Genomic DNA, 16,172 nt, shown 5'->3' with positions numbered 1-16,172 from the left:
CGTGCGCCGATCACCTACGCGCCATGAGCCGCCGCGCGCCACCGGCATACTTGCCGCCATGGACGTCTCCACCGACCCCGCCCTGCGCGACGAACTGCACCGCGGCCTGGCCACGCTCGGGCTCGCTGCCGCGCTGGCCGCGCCGCTGCTGGCCTATCTGGCGCTGCTCGATCGCTGGAACCGCACCTACAACCTCACTGCGATCCGCGACCCGCGCGAGATGGTCGCCCGCCACCTGCTCGATTCGCTGGCGATGCATGCCTCCACCCCCGGCGGCAGGCTGGCCGACCTCGGCACCGGTGCCGGGCTGCCCGGGATCCCGCTGGCGATCGCGCAGCCGCAGCGGCAGGTGACGCTGGTGGAATCCAACGGCAAGAAGGCGCGCTTCCTGCGCGAGGCCGTGCGCACGCTGGCGCTGGGCAACGCGCAGGTGGCGCAAAGCCGGATCGAGGCGCTCGACGCGGGCGGGCAATTCGACGCGATCACCGCGCGCGCACTGGCGACCCTGCCGCTGATCATCGAACTGGGCGGACGGCTGCTGGCCCCGCACGGACGCCTGCTGGCAATGAAGGGCGCCATCCCGGAGGCGGAGATCGCCGCGCTGCCGGCCGGCTGGCGGGTGGAACGGATCGAGCCGCTGGTGGTGCCCGGACTGGACGCCGAGCGCCACCTGGTGGTGGTCTGTCGCGCCTGAGCCATCGGCCAGGACCGCGCCGCGCGGCTCGCCCGCGCTTGCAAACTGTCGACGCGGTCCGCCGCGGGTGCGGCCCCCGCCCCCGCGCGGCATAATCCCGAGCCCGGTGCCCGTGCGTCGGACGTCCCCTGCATCGAGGCAACCGCGACCCATGGCTCGCATCATCGCTGTCGCCAACCAGAAAGGCGGAGTCGGCAAGACCACCACTGCGGTCAACCTCGCCGCGGCGCTGGCGCGCGCGCCGATGCGCGTGCTGCTGGTCGATCTCGACGCGCAGGGCAACGCGACGATGGGCAGCGGCATCGACAAGCGCGAGCTGGCCGCGTCCAGCTGCGACGTGCTGCTGGATGAAACACCGGCAAGCGACGCCATCGTCACCACGCCCGAAGGCTTCGACCTGCTGCCCGGCAACACCGACCTGACCGCGGCCGAGCTGGAACTGATGGACGCCGAGGGCCGCGAGCAGCGCCTCAAGCGCGCGCTGGAATCGGTGCGCGCCAACTACGACTTCATCCTGATCGACTGCCCGCCGGCGCTGTCGCTGCTCACCCTCAACGCGCTCACCGCCGCCGACAGCGTGCTGGTGCCGATGCAGTGCGAGTACTACGCGCTGGAAGGCCTGACGGCGCTGCTGCAGACCATCGACGCCCTCAAGGGCCGGCTCAATCCGGCGCTGGAGATCGAAGGCGTGCTGCGCACCATGTTCGATGTGCGCAACAACCTGGCCAACGCGGTGTCGGCCGAACTGATCGAGCATTTCGGCGACAAGGTCTTCCGCACCATCGTGCCGCGCAACGTGCGCCTGGCCGAAGCGCCGAGCCACGGCCAGAGCATCGTCGGTTACGACCGCGGCTCGCGCGGCGCGGTGGCCTATCTCGGCCTGGCCGGCGAAGTACTGCGCCACCAGCGCGAACGCGACCAGGGCGCCAAACGCGCCACCACCACGGAGACCGCGGCATGAGTACGGGCAAGGGCGCGGCGGGCAAGGGCGCGCTGGGCAGCGGCGTGCCGGGCCGGGACGCGCCGGCCAGGAAGCGCGGCCTCGGGCGCGGCCTGGAAGCGCTGCTCGGCCCCAAGGGCGCGGCGCAGGCGCCGGTGCTCGAAGCCACGCCGGCCGACACCCTGCGCCAGCTGCCGGTGGATGCGTTGTCGCCGGGCAAGTACCAGCCGCGCAAGACGATGGACCAGGCCAAGCTGGCCGAGCTCGCCGAGTCGATCAAGGCGCAGGGCGTGATCCAGCCGATCGTGGTGCGCGACCTGGGTGGCCAGCGCTTCGAGATCATCGCCGGCGAGCGCCGCTGGCGCGCGTCGCAACTGGCGGGGTTGAACGAGATCCCGGTGGTGGTGCGCGAAGTCGACGACCGCACCGTGATCGCGATGGCGCTGATCGAGAACATCCAGCGCGAGGATCTCAATCCGCTGGAGGAAGCGCAGGCGCTGCAGCGGCTGATCGACGAATTCGACCTCACCCATGCCCAGGCCGCCGATGCGGTCGGGCGCTCGCGCGCAGCGGTGTCCAACCTGCTGCGGCTGCTGGAAATGCCGAAGGAGATCCGCAGCCTGGTCGAGACCCGCGCGCTGGAAATGGGCCACGCGCGCGCCTTGCTGACGCTGGCGCCGGCCGCGGCGATCGCGCTGGCGCGGCAGGCCGCCGAACAGGGCTGGTCGGTGCGCGAAGTCGAGCATCGCGTGCAGCAGCTGGCCGCGGGCAAGGTCCCCGCCGCCGGCAAGGCCAAGACCGCCAAGCCCAAGCCGCAGGCCGACATCGCGACCCTGGAGCGCGAGCTGTCCGAGTCGCTGGGCACCACGGTCAACGTCCTCCACGGCCGTGCCGGCCGCGGCCGGCTGGTGATCCATTACAGCGACCTGGAAGCGCTGGATGGGGTATTGGACCGTCTGCGCAATCCGCGCGCGTAGATCCGCCGTGGCCGCCGTCCCCGCGAAAGCCGGGATCCGGTGATCCTTGACCGTCGCCCCTGGATGAAACCAACGTCGCTGGATTGCCGCCTACGCGGGAATGACGGCGGAGAGGCAACAATCGCCCCATGACCATCCTCGTCACCGGCGCAGCCGGCTTCATCGGTGCCTACACCTGCCGCGCGCTGCACGCCCGTGGCGAGCACGTCGTGGGCATCGACAACTACAACGACTACTACGACCCGCAGCTCAAGCGCGATCGCGTCGCCGCGCTGTGCCCGCAGGTCGACATCCGCACGCTCGACCTCACCGATCGCGACGGCCTGGCCGCCTTGTTCGAAGAGCTCGCGCCCACCCGCGTGGTCAACCTCGCCGCGCAGGCCGGTGTGCGCTACTCCATCACCAATCCGCACGTGTACGTCGAGTCCAACCTGGTCGGCTTCGTCAACCTGCTCGAGCAGTGCCGGCATCGCGGCGTGGAGCACCTGGTCTATGCCAGCTCGTCGTCGGTCTACGGCGATTCGGCCACGCCGCCGTTCTCGGAAGACCAGCGCGTCGACCAGCCGCGCTCGCTCTACGCCGCCACCAAGGCCGCCAACGAACTGATGGCGCACACCTACGCGCACCTCTACGGGCTGCGCGCCACCGGACTGCGCTTTTTCACCGTGTACGGCCCCTGGGGCCGGCCGGACATGGCACCGCTGCTGTTCTCGCGCGCGGTGCTCGCGGGGCGCCCGATCGACGTCTTCAACCACGGCGCGATGCGCCGCGATTTCACCTTCATCGACGACATCGTCGCCGGCGTGCTCGGCGCGCTCGACCATCCCCCCGCCGCGGAGCCGCCGCATCGCGTGTTCAACCTGGGCAACCACACCCCGGTCGAGCTGGAGCATTTCATCGACGTCATCGGCCAGGCCGCCGGCAGGCCGGTGCACAAGGTCTACAAGCCGATGCAACCGGGCGACATGGTGGAGACGATGGCCGATACATCGCGCGCGCAGGCCGCCTTCGGTTTCGAGCCGACGACGTCGATCGAGTCCGGACTCCCGCAGGTCGTCGCCTGGTGCCGCGACTATTTCGGAGACGCAGCATGAGCACGCCCGCACTGTCGGTCGTGGTGCCGGTGTTCAACGAGCAGGACAACGTCGCCGCGCTGGTGCACGAGATCGTCGCCGCGTTGCGTGGCCATCCACGGCTGGCGGACGATGCCGGCGGCGGACGCGGTTTCGAGATCGTCTACGTCGACGACAACTCGCGCGACGACACGCTCGCCCGCCTGCGGCAACTCAAGCGCGAGGTACCGGAATTGCGCGTCGTCCACCATGCGACCCAGAGCGGCCAGAGCGCGGCGGTGCGCAACGGCGTCAAGGCCGCGCGCGGACGCTGGATCGCGACCCTCGACGGCGACGGCCAGAACGATCCGGCCGACATCCCCAAACTGCTGGACCAGCGCGCGCGCAGCGCGGCCGACGTGAAACTCTTCGCCGGCTGGCGCACCCAGCGCAAGGACACCGGCAGCAAGCGCTGGGCATCGAAGATCGCCAACGCGATCCGATCGCGGATGCTGCGCGACGACACCCCCGATACCGGTTGCGGCATCAAGCTGTTCGAGCGCGAGGCCTTCCTCGACCTGCCGTGGTTCAACCACATGCACCGTTACCTGCCGGCGCTGATGCAGCGCGCCGGCTGGAAGACCGTCAGCGTGCCGGTCCACCACCGCGCGCGTTCCACCGGCGTCTCCAAATACAACAACCTCAATCGCGCCCTGGTCGGGATCGCCGACCTGCGCGGCGTGGCCTGGCTGATCCGCCGCGGCAACGTCACCGCGGTGGAGGAACTGCCGTGATCGCCGCCGTCGAGGCGGTCAACGCCGGGGTGATGAACTCGCCGATCGCCTGGCTGGAATGGACCGGGCTGTACATGTCGCCGTGGAAGGTGATCGGCCTGGTCGGCGCGCTGATGTTCGGCGGCCGCTGGCTGGTGCAGTTCGTCGCCTCGCGCCGCCACGGCAAGCCGGTCATCCCGCGGCTGTTCTGGTACATGAGCATCCTCGGCAGCCTGATGACGCTGTCGTATTTCGTATTCGGCAAGAACGACTCGGTCGGCATCCTGCAGAACCTGTTCCCGGCCTTCACCGCCGGCTACAGCCTGTACCTGGACATCCGCCACCGCGGCTGGCGGCGGGACCGGGCGACGCACTAGCCCCGTCCCCGGGCAAGGCCAGCGGTGGAGGAGGGTGTGGCAGCATCCGGTCTCCGCGGCGCCGGCCCTCACCCCAACCTCCGTCCCAGCGGGAGAGGGGTTCAGCGCTCCCCTTCTCCCTCCGGGAGAAGGTGCCCGAAGGGCGGATGAGGGTGCGCAGCACCGCGGTCTCCGCGGCACCGGCCCTCACCCCAACCCCTCTCCCGGAGGGAGAGCGCCTAAAGCATTGATCCGGCTCCGGTTCCCCCGCATAATGCGCGGCTCGCTGCGTCCGCCCCATCCTTACGAGGAGCCGGGTCCGGTCCGGCCCGGAAGCGCGATTCCGGCCGGCACCGTGCAGCGGAACTCCTGCCCGTATCGCATGCCGGCCCTGCCGGCGGGGCCGCCGTCTCCCTGGCCAAGGGAAACATCAAGTCAATTCGAGGTGCGTCATGTCCCGCGTATGCCAGGTTTCCGGCAAGCGCGTGCAGACCGGCAACAACGTCTCGCACGCCAACAACAAGACCCGCCGTCGCTTCCTGCCCAACCTGCACGAGCGCCGCTTCTGGGTCGCCAGCGAGAACCGCTGGATCAAGCTGAAGGTTTCCGCGCACTCGCTGCGCACCATCGACAAGAACGGCATCGACAGCGTTCTGGCCGAACTCCGCGCCCGCGGCGAAAAGGTCTGAGGAGGACGACATGGCAACCAAGCGCGACAAGATCCGCCTGATCTCCTCGGCCAACACCGGCCACTTCTACACGACCGACAAGAACAAGAAGAACACGCCGAACAAGATGGAGGTCAAGAAGTACGACCCCGTCGTCCGGAAGCACGTGATCTACAAGGAAGGCAAGATCAAGTGACGCATCGGCGCGTTTGCGCATGACGCAAACGCCCTTGTCGATGCGTCACCCGTGAGGATCCAGCGCCTGAGTTCCGGAAGCCCGCCGCAAGGCGGGCTTCTGCTTTGTGATCCCACGCCGAATGCCGCGTGGCGGCTCACGCGCCCAGGTGCGACAGCGGAATTGACGGCCACAGCCGCGCAGATGTGGACCGGCCGCACTACGAGCCAAGATCAAGTGACGCATCGGCGCTTGAGCTCAGCGCAAACACCCTTGCCGATGCGTCATCCCCGCGTAGGCTGGATCCAGCGCTTCGGCTCCGAAAGCCGGCCGCAAAGGCGGGCTTCGGCAGTGGCGAATCCAGTCCAGCCGCATGCTTGCATGACCCCCCGCCACTCGCAGACACTGCCCCTCGGCAAGGACGCCGTCGCCTGCATCAAGGAGGATTCATGAGGCTATTCGCTTTTACGCGCCACGTAGCGCCTGCGTTCGTCGCAGTGACTTCGCGCGGCGCAAGTTTCGGACGCTTCGTCTTGCAACCGGCTGGTTTGCCTAAGGCGTGCGCTTTTCACTGGACGCGGCCGACAGCGAACTTCCCAGCAACGCGATTTGCGGCCGGCGTGTTGGCGATCGGCCTGATGTCTGCTTGCGGCCTCTCCATGGCCGCATCGTTTGACTGTGGACGCGCGCAGACCAAGGTGGAGCAGCTCATCTGTCGCAACCCCGATCTTTCCAAACTCGACGAGGAGATGGGCGGGCTCTACAAAGCAATCGAGTCCGAGACGGCGGGTGTTGACGGCGAAACCGGAGCGGTCATCAATCCGCTCGGCGAGGAACAAGCCACCTGGCGTGAGCAAGTCCGCAACAGATGCGCGACGACGAGCTGCCTGCAGCGAGCGTACATCGAGCGTATCTGCGCAATGAAAACAAACTGGAAAGATGCGTTGCCATAGCCCGCGCGGGCCGGCTCACGATTTGGCCTGAACAAACTACCTGGGGACATGGAATGTCCGATCAGCAACGAGTCGTCCAGTTGATCCAGTCGATTGGAACGACGCGCGTGTTTCAACTCGAAGATGGCAGTGTCGTCGAACGCTCGGGAGGAACAGCTTCCTGGCGGAACAACAACGCCGGCAACCTCAAGTTCGAATACGCTGGAAGTGCCGACAAATCCTCCCATGCGCGCCATACACGTGAACAGGCGCTTGCGCGCGCGCAGAGCAGGTACGCCGGCATTGTCGCGCTGGACCAGTGGGGCAATGCGATTTTCGAAACGCCGGAGGCCGGTCGGCTTGCACAGCTACAGCTGCTGCGCAAATCCCACGCAAACCACACCGTTGAGCGCATGGTCGAAGGTTACTCGCGCGACGATTACAGCGGCGCCACCCATCATGCGGCACAGGTGCGTTCGATCTACCGCACCGCCGATGCCGAAGGCGTCGATCTGCGTGGGAAAACCATTGGTGCAATGACGCCGGCCGAACTGCGTGCATTGTCCGACGGCATCTGCCACTTCGAAGGTTTCGTCGTGGGTCGTGTCGCTATTGTGAGTAAACCCGTATTGCAGGACTCCCGGGTTGCATCGGCGCGGGTATACCCCGGCGTGCCCACTGACCCTGCCACTCCACTCGAAGCGAACGCGCATGCACTCGTGTCCCTCGAACGCAGCGGCCTGTCGGTCGCCGGCACTGCCCCAGCGCAACGCTCGCCGCATTTGCCGCAACCTCGCAGCATTTGCGCAAGCCAGCCCGATAAATCCGGGCAGTCCCAGCGTTCCGCACAGCCAGCTTCAGACCACCCCCATGGCGTCGCGCTCCATCTCGGCGACCAAGGCCCGGCCGTCAGCACGCTGCAGGCGCAACTCAATCGCCTCGGTTATCCCGATGCGCAGGGCCAGGCGCTGTCCGAGGACGGGCGCTTCGGCCGCCGCACGCACGATGCGCTCGCCGCGTTCCAGCAGGCCCGTGGCCTGGTCGCCTCCGGTCATGGCGATGCGCGCACGCAGGCGATGTTGCGCGTCGAGGATGCGCAGCTGCTGACCAGTCCCGCGCATCCGGACCACGCGCTGTTCGCGCAGGTGGTGCGGCAGCTGCGCACGGCCCGGATAGCGCAGGGCACGCCGCCTGGCGATCACGACCTGCGGGTCGCCGCGGCATTGCTGGTGCAGATGCGACGCGATGGCCTGCAGCGCGCCGATCGGATCGAGCTCAGCGGCGACGGTGCACGGGTGCGCGTGGTACAGGTCAGCGTGCTGCGCGACGAGCCCGCGCTTAACCGGGTGGGTACCGCCCTCGCCATACCGGTGGCCATGCAGGAGTCGCTGCGTGGTAGCAGTGCACAGCTCGGCGCGCTCACGTCCGCCACGCCCGCCCTGCCGCCGCCGGCCCGCCCTTCGACAGGCGTTTGCGACGGGAACCACCCGGCCCCGGCCGCGCCGGTGACTTCCTGCACCCTGCGCCGACCGGGCCCGGGGCTATCGTGGCCCACTCTTCCGACCGGTCCTGTCCATGACTGTCCTGCGTTCCGCGTTGTTCCTGGCCATCATCGTCGCCTGCGGGGCATGCCAGCCCGACCACACGGGCGAACAGCACGCTGCAACGGCGGCGCCCGCACCCGCCAAGGCGCCGACGGGCGGCGTGGACCTGGCCGGCATCGACCACGCCGTGCAACCTGGCGACGACTTCGACGGCTATGCCAACGGCGCGTGGCGCGCCAAGGCGGAGATCCCGGCGGACCGCTCCAGCACCGGCGTGTTCTTCGACGTGTTCCAGAAGGCCGAGAAGCGCAACGCCGAACTGATCCAGGACATCGCTGCCAGCCATCCGGCCGCCGGCAGCGATGCCGCACGCATCGCCGACTACTACACGGCGTACATGGACCAGACCGGGATCGAACAGCGCGGCCTGGCGCCGCTGCAGCCGACCTTCGACCGCATCGATGCGATCGCCAGCACCGCCGACCTTGCGCGGGTGCTGGGCGAGACAACCCGCGTCGACGTCGATCCGCTCAACGCCACCAACTATTCCACCGAACATCTGTTCGGCCTGTTCGTCGCCCAGGGCCTCGAGGATCCGACGCACAACATGGCCTACCTACTGCAGGGCGGGCTGGGCATGCCCAACCGCGATTACTACCTGTCCAGGGATCCGGCGATGGTCGGGATCCGCGACAAGTACAAGGCCTATGTCGCGGCGATGCTCAGGCAGGCGGGCATCGCCGACAGCGACGCCAAGGCGGCGGCGGTCTATGCGCTGGAAGAAAAGATCGCGAAAGCGCAGGCCTCGATCGTCGAGACCGAAGACGTGCACAAGGCCAACAATCCCTGGCCGGTCGCGGGCTTCGCAAAAAAAGCGCCGGGGCTGGACTGGGCGACCTACTTCAAGGCCGCGGGCCTGGACGGGCAAACGACGATCGATGCCTGGCAGCCCGACGCCATCGCCAAGCTCTCGGCGCTGACCGCCAGCCAGCCACTGCAGGCATGGAAGGCCTGGCTGGCGTTCCATGCCCTCAATGAACATGCCGCCGTGCTGCCCAAGGCGTTCGACGACCTGTCGTTCGGCTTCTACGGCACCACGCTCAACGGCACCCCGCAACAGCGCGATCGCTGGAAGCGCGCGCTGTCCGCGGTCAACAACGCGCTTGGCGATGCGGTCGGCAAGCTCTACGTGCAGAAGTATTTCCCCGCGTCCTCGCGCGCGCAGGTGCAGCAGATGGTGTCCAACCTGCTGGCGGTGTTCCCCGAGCGCATCGACCAGCTCGACTGGATGAGCCCCGACACCAAGGCCAAGGCGAAAGCGAAGGTCGCCGCGACCAAGGTCGGCGTCGGCTATCCCGACACCTGGCGCGATTACTCGGCGCTGGCGATCAAGCCCGACGACGCACTCGGCAACCTGCAGCGCGCCAGCCTGGCGGAAACGAAACACCAGCTCGCCAAGCTCGGCCAGCCGGTGGACCGCGGCGAATGGTGGATGACGCCGCAGACCGTCAACGCGGTCAACCTGCCGCTGCAGAACGCGCTGAACTTCCCCGCGGCGATCCTGGAACCACCGTTCTTCGATCCAAGCGCCGATGCCGCCGCCAACTACGGTTCGATCGGCGCCACCATCGGCCACGAGATCAGCCACAGCTTCGACAACACCGGCGCCGAGTTCGATGCGCAGGGACGGCTGGCCAACTGGTGGACGCCGTCGGACGCGGCGCATTTCGAGGCCGCCGGCGCCAAGCTCATCGCGCAGTACGACGCGTACGAAGCGCTGCCCGGCCTGCACCTCAACGGCGCGCAGACGCTCGGCGAGAACATCGCCGACCTGGCGGGCCTGGCGGTCGCGCACGATGCCTACATCAAGTCGCTCGGCGGCAAGCCGGCGCCGGTGATCGACGGGCTGACCGGTGACCAGCGCTTCTTCCTGGCCTTCGCGCAGAGCTGGCGCAGCAAGACCCGCGACGCGGCGCTGCGCGCGCAGGTGGTCAGCGATGGCCACGCGCCGGGCCGTTTCCGCGCGCAGACGGTGCGCAACATCGATGCCTGGTACGACGCCTTCGCGCCCAAGCCCGGGCAGGCGCTGTACCTCAAGCCCGAGGACCGCGTGCGGATCTGGTAAGCGGTGGCGAAAGGGACACCGGAACGCCCGCGACACGCGGGCGTTTCGCTGCCTGCTATCGCACCAGGCGTTCGCGCACCAGCGCCTCCACCACCGACGGATCGGCCAGCGTCGAGGTATCGCCCAGTTGCCCGGGCTGGTCCTCGGCGATCTTGCGCAGGATGCGGCGCATGATCTTGCCGCTGCGCGTCTTCGGCAGCGCCGGTGCCCACTGCAGGTGGTCGATGGTCGCGATCGGGCCGATCTCCCGGCGCACCTGGGCGACGAGTTGATCGCGCAGCGCATCGCTCGGCGCCTGGCCGGCCACCAGCGTCACGTAGGCATAGATGCCCTGGCCCTTGAGGTCGTGCGGAAAGCCGACCACCGCCGCCTCGGCGACGCTGGAATGCAGCACCAGCGCGCTTTCCACTTCCGCCGTGCCCAGGCGATGGCCGCTGACGTTGATGACGTCGTCCACGCGGCCGGTGATCCAGTAGTCGCCGTCGGCGTCGCGCCGGCAGCCGTCGCCGGTGAAATACATGCCGGGATAGGCCTTGAAATAAGTCTCGATGAAACGCGCATGGTCGCCATACACGGTGCGCATCTGCCCCGGCCAGGAATCGAGCAGGACCAGGTTGCCTTCGGCGGCGCCGTCGAGCAGCGTGCCGTTGGCGTCGACCAGCGCCGGCTGCACGCCGAAGAATGGCTTGCTCGCCGAGCCCGGCTTGACCTCGCTCATCCCAGGCAACGGCGAAATCATGATGCCGCCGGTCTCGGTCTGCCACCAGGTGTCGACGATCGGGCAGCGCGCGCCACCGACGACGTCGAAGTACCAGCGCCAGGCTTCCGGGTTGATCGGCTCGCCGACCGTGCCCAGCACGCGCAGCGACGCGCGCGAGGTCGCTTGCACCGGCGCGTCGCCCTCGCGCATCAGCGCGCGGATCGCGGTCGGCGCGGTGTAGAAGATCGTCACCGCGTGCCGGTCGACGACCTGCCAGAAGCGCGAGGCATCGGGGAAGTTCGGCACGCCTTCGAACACCACCTGGGTCGCGCCATTGGCCAGGGGGCCGTAGACGATGTAGCTGTGGCCGGTGATCCAGCCGACATCGGCGGTGCACCAGTACACGTCGTCGCCGCGCAGGTCGAAGACGGTTTCGTGGGTGTAACTCGCGTACACCAGGTAGCCCGCGGTCGTGTGCAGCACGCCCTTGGGCTTTCCGGTCGAGCCGGAGGTGTAGAGGATGAACAGCGGGTCTTCCGCACCCATCGGCTCGGGGACGCAGTGCGCCGGTTGCGGATCCACCACCGCGTCGTACCAGCGGTCGCGCGGCATCTGCATCGCCACCGGGGCGCCGGTGTGGCGCACCACCAGCACGGTTTCGACCGCGTTGGTGCCCGGCAACCGCAGCGCGGCATCGACGTTGGCCTTGAGCGCGATGCGCTTGCCGCCGCGCAGGCCCTCGTCGGCGGTGATGACCAGCTTGCTGGCGCAATCGGCGATGCGATCGGCGATCGACTGCGGCGCGAAGCCGCCGAACACCACCATGTGGATCGCCCCGATGCGCGCGCAGGCGAGCATCGCGATCACCGCCTCGGGAATCATCGGCAGGTAGATCGTGACGCGGTCGCCCTTGCCGATGCCGAGGTTGCGCAGCGCGTTGGCCAACTGGCATACGCGCGCATGCAGTTGGCGGTAGCTGATCTTCTGCGCCGGCTGCGCGGGATCGTCGCGTTCGAAGATCAGCGCGACCTTGTCGCCGTGCGCCGGCAGATGCCGGTCCAGGCAATTGACGCTGGCATTGAGCACGCCGTCGGCGTACCAGCGGATGTGGAAATCCTCCAGCGCGAAACTGGTGTCCTTGACCTGGGTGGGTGGCGTGATCCAGTCGAGGCGCCCGCCCACATCGCGCCAGAATCCCTCGGGATCGCGCAGCGAGTCGGCATGCAGGCGCGCGTAGGCGGCGTCGTCGATGGCGGCGCGCGAAGTCGGCAGGGGCATGGCGGCTCCCGGTGCTGGCGGAGCCGCCAGTGTGCCTCAGCGCCGCGCCGGGAGCGACGCGATGAAGGCATCCACCGCGCGGGTGTAATCGCCGGGCAGGCCGAGGGTGTCGTTGATTTCGCGGTGCGAGAGCGGCTCGGGCAGCAGTCGCGCGACATCACCCAGGTCGTGGGCGTGCTCGGCGAAGCGGCGCGCGCTGGTGCACGAATCCGCGCGCCGGGTGGAACAGACCAGCAGCATCGGCGCGACCCCGCGCGTGAGTTGCCGGTAAGGCGATGCGGCGCGCCAGACGCCGGGATCACTGCCGAAGGCGGCGTCGTACAGCGGCGGATGCGGCTGGCGCATGATGTGTTCGACGTCGAACGCGGCGCTGTCCAGCGCGATGGTGCCGCGCCATGGGCGCACGCCATGCGCGTGCGCGGCCAGCGGATCGGCCGCCACCAGCGCGACCAGGTGCGCGCCGGCCGAGTGGCCCATCAGCACGAATCCGCCCGGCTCGCCGCCCCAGTCGCGCGCATGGTGTTGCGCCCATGCCAGGGCAGCGGCGACATCGTCGGCCTGGTGCAGCGGATCGGTGCCGGGCAGCATGCGGTAGTCGATCGAAATGAAGATCGCGCCCTTGGCGAGCCAGTGCGTGAGCTTGCTGCCCACCACGCTGGGCAATGCCTTGTCGCCGTTGGCCCAGCCGCCGCCGTGCACCATCAGGATCACTTCGCCGTTCGGCCGCGCCGGCACGTACACGTCCAGGCGCTGTGCCGGATCGGGGCCATAGGCGAGATTGGCGATCCGGCGCGCGCCCGGCGGCAAGGGTGTGGCCTGCGCGGCCGCACGCGCCTGCAGGCGCGCGCGCAGGGCTCGCGGAAATCCCGGACGGGCGCTCGTGCCCAGGGCCACGGTGACCAGCAGCACGGCAAGCAGGCACGACGGTATCCGGGTCATCGACGTTTCCACGCGGGGCTCGGTGGCAGGAACGCGCGCGGCCGCGCGGCGTTGACATCGACGCGGTCTCGTCATGCGATGAGCCCGCGCATGCCCACGCCCGCGCGGTCGCTACTTCGCCGCTGCCTGCAGCGAGGCGCTGTCCAGGTCGAGCGTGTCGGCCTGCAGCACCGGCACGTCCGGATGCGCCTGTTTCAGCGCGGCGCCGAACTGCGCGGCGTCGCCGACGACGACCACGTGCGCGTCGGCCAGGTGCGCCTTCGCGTAGGCCTGCACCTGCGCCGGGGTGACCGCCTGCACGCGGGCGATGTAGCGGCCGATCTGCGCCAGGTCGACGTCGTACAGCGCCAGGTCGCCGACCTGCGCCGCCAGGCCGGCGGTGGTTTCCAGGTTGCGGCCGTATTCGCCGACCAGGGTGGCCTTGCGCGCGGCCAGTTCGGCGTCGCCGACCGGCGTCGAACCCAGGCGCTGGAACTCGCCCAGGGTGAGATCGACGACCTGCGGCGCGGAAGGATTCTTGGTCTGCGCCGAGGCCAGCCACAGGCCGCTGTCGCGGCGCAGGTCCAGGCTGGAGAACGCGCCGTAGGACAGGCCGCGCTTGATCCGGATTTCCTCGTTCAGGCGCGCCGAGTACGAGCCGCCGAGCACCGCGTCGGCGACCGTGCCGGCGTAGTAGCCGTCGTCGCTGCGCGGCGGGGCGCGATGCGCGGCGACCACGCCGGCCTGGCCGGCACCGTGCTGGTCGATCGCGACCAGCGACGGCAACGTCGTCGTCCCGGCGCCCGCCGGCGCCGCGGGCAGCGGCGTGGCCGGCCGGGTCCAGTTACCGAAACTGGCCTGTGCCAGCGTCAGTGCCTGTGCCGGCGTGATGTCGCCGGTGAAGACCAGGATCGCGTTGTCGGGCCGGTACAGCTGCGCGTGCAGCGCCTGCACGTCACTGCGTCCGATCCGCGCCAGCGAGGCCGGGGTGCCGCCGCGCGAATGCCCGTAGGCGCCGGTACCGAACACCGCGCGCGCGGCCACCAGCTGCGCCAGCGCGGTCGGCTGGCTCAGCTGCAGGCGCAGGTCATCGATCGCCTGCGCCTGCGCGCGCTTGAGCTCGTCGGCGGCGAAGTCCGGCCGGCGCACGACGTCGGCCAGCAGCGCCAGCGCCTGCGGCAGCTTGGGCGTGGTGACGGTGATGCCGACTTCGCTCTCGTCCCAGCCTGCGGCGGCAACCAGCGAGCCGCCCAGCGCTTCGGCCTGGGCGGCGATCTGCGGCGCGCTGCGCCCGGCGGCGCCCTTGGGCAGCAGCTGCGCGGTCAGGTCGGCCAGGCCGGCGAGCGCTTGCGGGTCGCGTTCGCCGCCGCTGCGCACCAGCAGCTGCACGGTCACCAGCGGAAGCCGCGCGCGGCGCACGCTGACCACGCGCAGGCCATTGACCAGGGTCTGCGCGTCCGGGGTCGGCACGTCCAGGGTCGGCGCGGGGCCGGGTGCCGGCGGCGTGGTCGGGAACGCGGCGTCGGCGGCGAATGCGCTGCCGGAGGCGAGCGCCAGGCCGCAGGCCAGCAAGGCCAGGGACAACGGTGCGCCACGCGCGGCGGCGCGGGTGGCGCGGTGGCGGATGGCGTCACTTCGCATGGCCGGTCTCCTCGTGGTCCGCCTTCGGCGCAGGCAGGTAATCGATGCTGACGCTGTGCGCGCCGGTGACGTAGTGCTTGAGCACGCGCTGCACATCGTCGGCGGTGACTGCCTGCAGCGCCGCGAGATCGGAGTTGACGCGTGCCGGGCTGCCTTCGATCAGCGTCGCCTGGCCCAGCGCGAACGCGATGCCCTGCGCGGTCTGGCGCTGCCTGAGCTCACGCGTGAGCAACTGCGTCTTGACCTTGTCGAGTTCGTCGGCGGGGATTGGCTGGGTCGCCAGCCGGGTGATTTCCTCGCGCAGCAGGCGTTCGGCTTCCGCCGGCGCGTGGCCGCTGGCGAGGATCGCGTAGGCAGTGAACAGGCCCGGGCCGACGCGGCCGTCGGCATCGGCGCCGGCCTGCTGCGCCACCTGGCTGCGATACACCAGCGACTGGTAGAAGCGCGAGGACTCGCCCTGCGACAGCAGCGCGGCAGCGACCTTCAGCGGCGCCAGGTCGGGATCGGCGGCGGGCGGGATCAGCCAGGTCAGCGCGACCGCAGGCAGCGGCGCGGTGTCGCTGGTTTCGGTGTAGCGAAGGTCCTGCGTGCGCGCCGGCTCCTGCGCGGCGACCTGCGGCACCGGCGTGGACGGTTTCGGGATCCAGGCGAAGTAGCGGTCGACCCAGGCATCGAGCTGCGCGGGATCGAAGTCGCCGGCGACGATCAGGGTCGCGTTGTCGGGGCGGTAGAAGGTGTGGTGGAAGTCGATCACGTCCGGCAGCGAGGCCGCTTCCAGGTCGGCGATGCTGCCGATGGTCGGACGCTGGTACGGATGCACGGTGTAGGAGTGCGGATCGATCGCGTTGAAAAGCTTGCCGTAGGGATTGGCCAGCACGCTCTGGCGGTATTCCTCCTCGACCACCGCGCGTTCGGACTTGAAGTTGGCGGCATCCACGTTGAGGTTGGACAGCCGTTCGGCTTCGGCCCACAGCAGCGTCTGCAGGTAGTTGCTCGGGATGACTTCGAAATAGTTGGTGACGTCATCGCCGGTGGAGGCGTTGTTGGCGCCGCCGACGTCCTCGGTGAGCCGGTCCATCTGCTCGGCGTGCATGTGCGCCGTGCTCTTGAACATCAGGTGCTCGAACAGGTGCGCGAAGCCCGAGCGGCCCTGCGGATCATCCTTGGAGCCGACGTGGTACCAGACCTGCACCGCGACGGTGGGGCTGGCGTGGTCCTCGACGCTGAGCACCTGCAGGCCGTTGGCGAGCGTGCGCTCGCGGTAGCGCACGTCGGGCACGTCCAGGCGCGTGGTGGTCGCGGTCGACGCTGCGGGCGTCGCGGCCGGCGCCACTGGCGCGTCGGCGGCCAGGGCGTCGGCGGCCAGCAGGCACCCCAGCAGCAGCGTGGCGGGCAGCGC

15 protein-coding genes and 1 pseudogene are annotated in these 16,172 nt (G+C 69.4%); 11 read left to right on the top strand and 5 right to left on the bottom strand.

Features of this window, described 5'->3' with window-relative positions; translation table 11 throughout:
• The first annotated feature begins 58 nt into the window (after positions 1-58).
• The 9 genes from rsmG to G7B67_RS10570 all read left to right on the top strand — a co-directional run bounded on the left by rsmG (position 59) and on the right by G7B67_RS10570 (position 6,588).
• Positions 59-694 carry a 16S rRNA (guanine(527)-N(7))-methyltransferase RsmG gene (rsmG, locus tag G7B67_RS10610; RefSeq protein ID WP_166212026.1) on the top strand — a complete coding sequence of 212 codons (636 nt, stop codon included), beginning with the start codon at positions 59-61 and terminating at the stop codon, positions 692-694.
• A gap of 151 nt (positions 695-845) precedes the next feature.
• Positions 846-1,655: a ParA family protein gene (locus G7B67_RS10605; protein WP_166212023.1), complete on the top strand. Its 810-nt coding sequence runs from the start codon at positions 846-848 to the stop codon at positions 1,653-1,655.
• The gene (locus G7B67_RS10600) at positions 1,652-2,611 is read left to right on the top strand and encodes a ParB/RepB/Spo0J family partition protein (RefSeq protein ID WP_166212020.1); all 960 of its coding nucleotides are present in this window, start codon (positions 1,652-1,654) and stop codon (positions 2,609-2,611) included. The genes G7B67_RS10605 and G7B67_RS10600 overlap by 4 nt, the downstream gene beginning before the upstream one ends.
• Before the next feature lie 128 nt (positions 2,612-2,739).
• A complete protein-coding gene (locus G7B67_RS10595) occupies positions 2,740-3,705 on the top strand; it encodes an NAD-dependent epimerase/dehydratase family protein (protein ID WP_166212017.1) in 966 nt (321 codons plus the stop codon).
• Positions 3,702-4,457: a glycosyltransferase family 2 protein gene (locus G7B67_RS10590; protein WP_166212014.1), complete on the top strand. Its 756-nt coding sequence runs from the start codon at positions 3,702-3,704 to the stop codon at positions 4,455-4,457. Before G7B67_RS10595 ends, G7B67_RS10590 begins: the two co-directional genes overlap by 4 nt.
• A gap of 32 nt (positions 4,458-4,489) precedes the next feature.
• Positions 4,490-4,813 (top strand): lipid-A-disaccharide synthase N-terminal domain-containing protein, encoded by a 324-nt coding sequence (locus G7B67_RS10585; RefSeq protein ID WP_166212059.1) that lies wholly within the window; start codon positions 4,490-4,492, stop codon positions 4,811-4,813.
• A gap of 431 nt (positions 4,814-5,244) precedes the next feature.
• On the top strand, positions 5,245-5,481 hold the full coding sequence (gene rpmB, locus G7B67_RS10580; protein ID WP_166212011.1) for a 50S ribosomal protein L28: 237 nt from the start codon (positions 5,245-5,247) through the stop codon (positions 5,479-5,481).
• 10 nt (positions 5,482-5,491) lie between these two features.
• Positions 5,492-5,656, top strand: a complete 165-nt coding sequence (gene rpmG, locus G7B67_RS10575; protein ID WP_117203566.1) for a 50S ribosomal protein L33 — start codon at positions 5,492-5,494, stop codon at positions 5,654-5,656.
• Positions 5,657-6,084: 428 nt separating this feature from the next.
• Entirely contained in the window at positions 6,085-6,588 is a 504-nt protein-coding gene (locus G7B67_RS10570; RefSeq protein ID WP_166212008.1) for a lysozyme inhibitor LprI family protein, read from the top strand.
• 347 nt (positions 6,589-6,935) lie between these two features.
• Here the strand turns inward: G7B67_RS10570 and G7B67_RS13455 are convergent, their stop codons facing one another.
• Positions 6,936-7,280: a hypothetical protein gene (locus G7B67_RS13455; RefSeq protein WP_243412334.1), complete on the bottom strand. Its 345-nt coding sequence runs from the start codon at positions 7,278-7,280 to the stop codon at positions 6,936-6,938.
• Between G7B67_RS13455 and G7B67_RS13630 the strand changes: the two are divergent.
• A pseudogene (locus G7B67_RS13630) lies at positions 7,164-7,898 on the top strand (XVIPCD domain-containing protein); the annotation flags it as partial. The gene G7B67_RS13455 and the pseudogene G7B67_RS13630 sit on opposite strands and share 117 nt — an antisense overlap.
• A 244-nt stretch (positions 7,899-8,142) precedes the next feature.
• On the top strand, positions 8,143-10,236 hold the full coding sequence (locus G7B67_RS10560) for a M13 family metallopeptidase (RefSeq protein WP_166212005.1): 2,094 nt from the start codon (positions 8,143-8,145) through the stop codon (positions 10,234-10,236).
• 55 nt (positions 10,237-10,291) lie between these two features.
• Here the strand turns inward: G7B67_RS10560 and acs are convergent, their stop codons facing one another.
• From acs to G7B67_RS10540, 4 genes are all read right to left on the bottom strand, one after another.
• Complete coding sequence (acs, locus tag G7B67_RS10555) at positions 10,292-12,214, bottom strand: acetate--CoA ligase (RefSeq protein WP_166212002.1); 1,923 nt, start codon at positions 12,212-12,214, stop codon at positions 10,292-10,294.
• A gap of 36 nt (positions 12,215-12,250) precedes the next feature.
• Positions 12,251-13,153, bottom strand: coding sequence for an alpha/beta hydrolase (locus tag G7B67_RS10550; RefSeq protein ID WP_166211999.1), 903 nt, complete (start codon positions 13,151-13,153; stop codon positions 12,251-12,253).
• Between the two features lie 111 nt (positions 13,154-13,264).
• Positions 13,265-14,773: a M16 family metallopeptidase gene (locus G7B67_RS10545; RefSeq protein WP_166211996.1), complete on the bottom strand. Its 1,509-nt coding sequence runs from the start codon at positions 14,771-14,773 to the stop codon at positions 13,265-13,267.
• A complete protein-coding gene (locus G7B67_RS10540; RefSeq protein WP_166212056.1) occupies positions 14,763-16,169 on the bottom strand; it encodes a M16 family metallopeptidase in 1,407 nt (468 codons plus the stop codon). The genes G7B67_RS10545 and G7B67_RS10540 overlap by 11 nt, the downstream gene beginning before the upstream one ends.
• Positions 16,170-16,172: the final 3 nt, after the last annotated feature.

Source organism: Cognatiluteimonas telluris, from assembly GCF_011320095.1.
In the GTDB taxonomy this organism is placed as follows: Bacteria; Pseudomonadota; Gammaproteobacteria; order Xanthomonadales; family Xanthomonadaceae; genus Cognatiluteimonas; species Cognatiluteimonas telluris.
The sequence above is the reverse complement of the archived record's forward strand: the minus strand, read 5'-3'. Positions and strand labels throughout refer to the sequence as shown.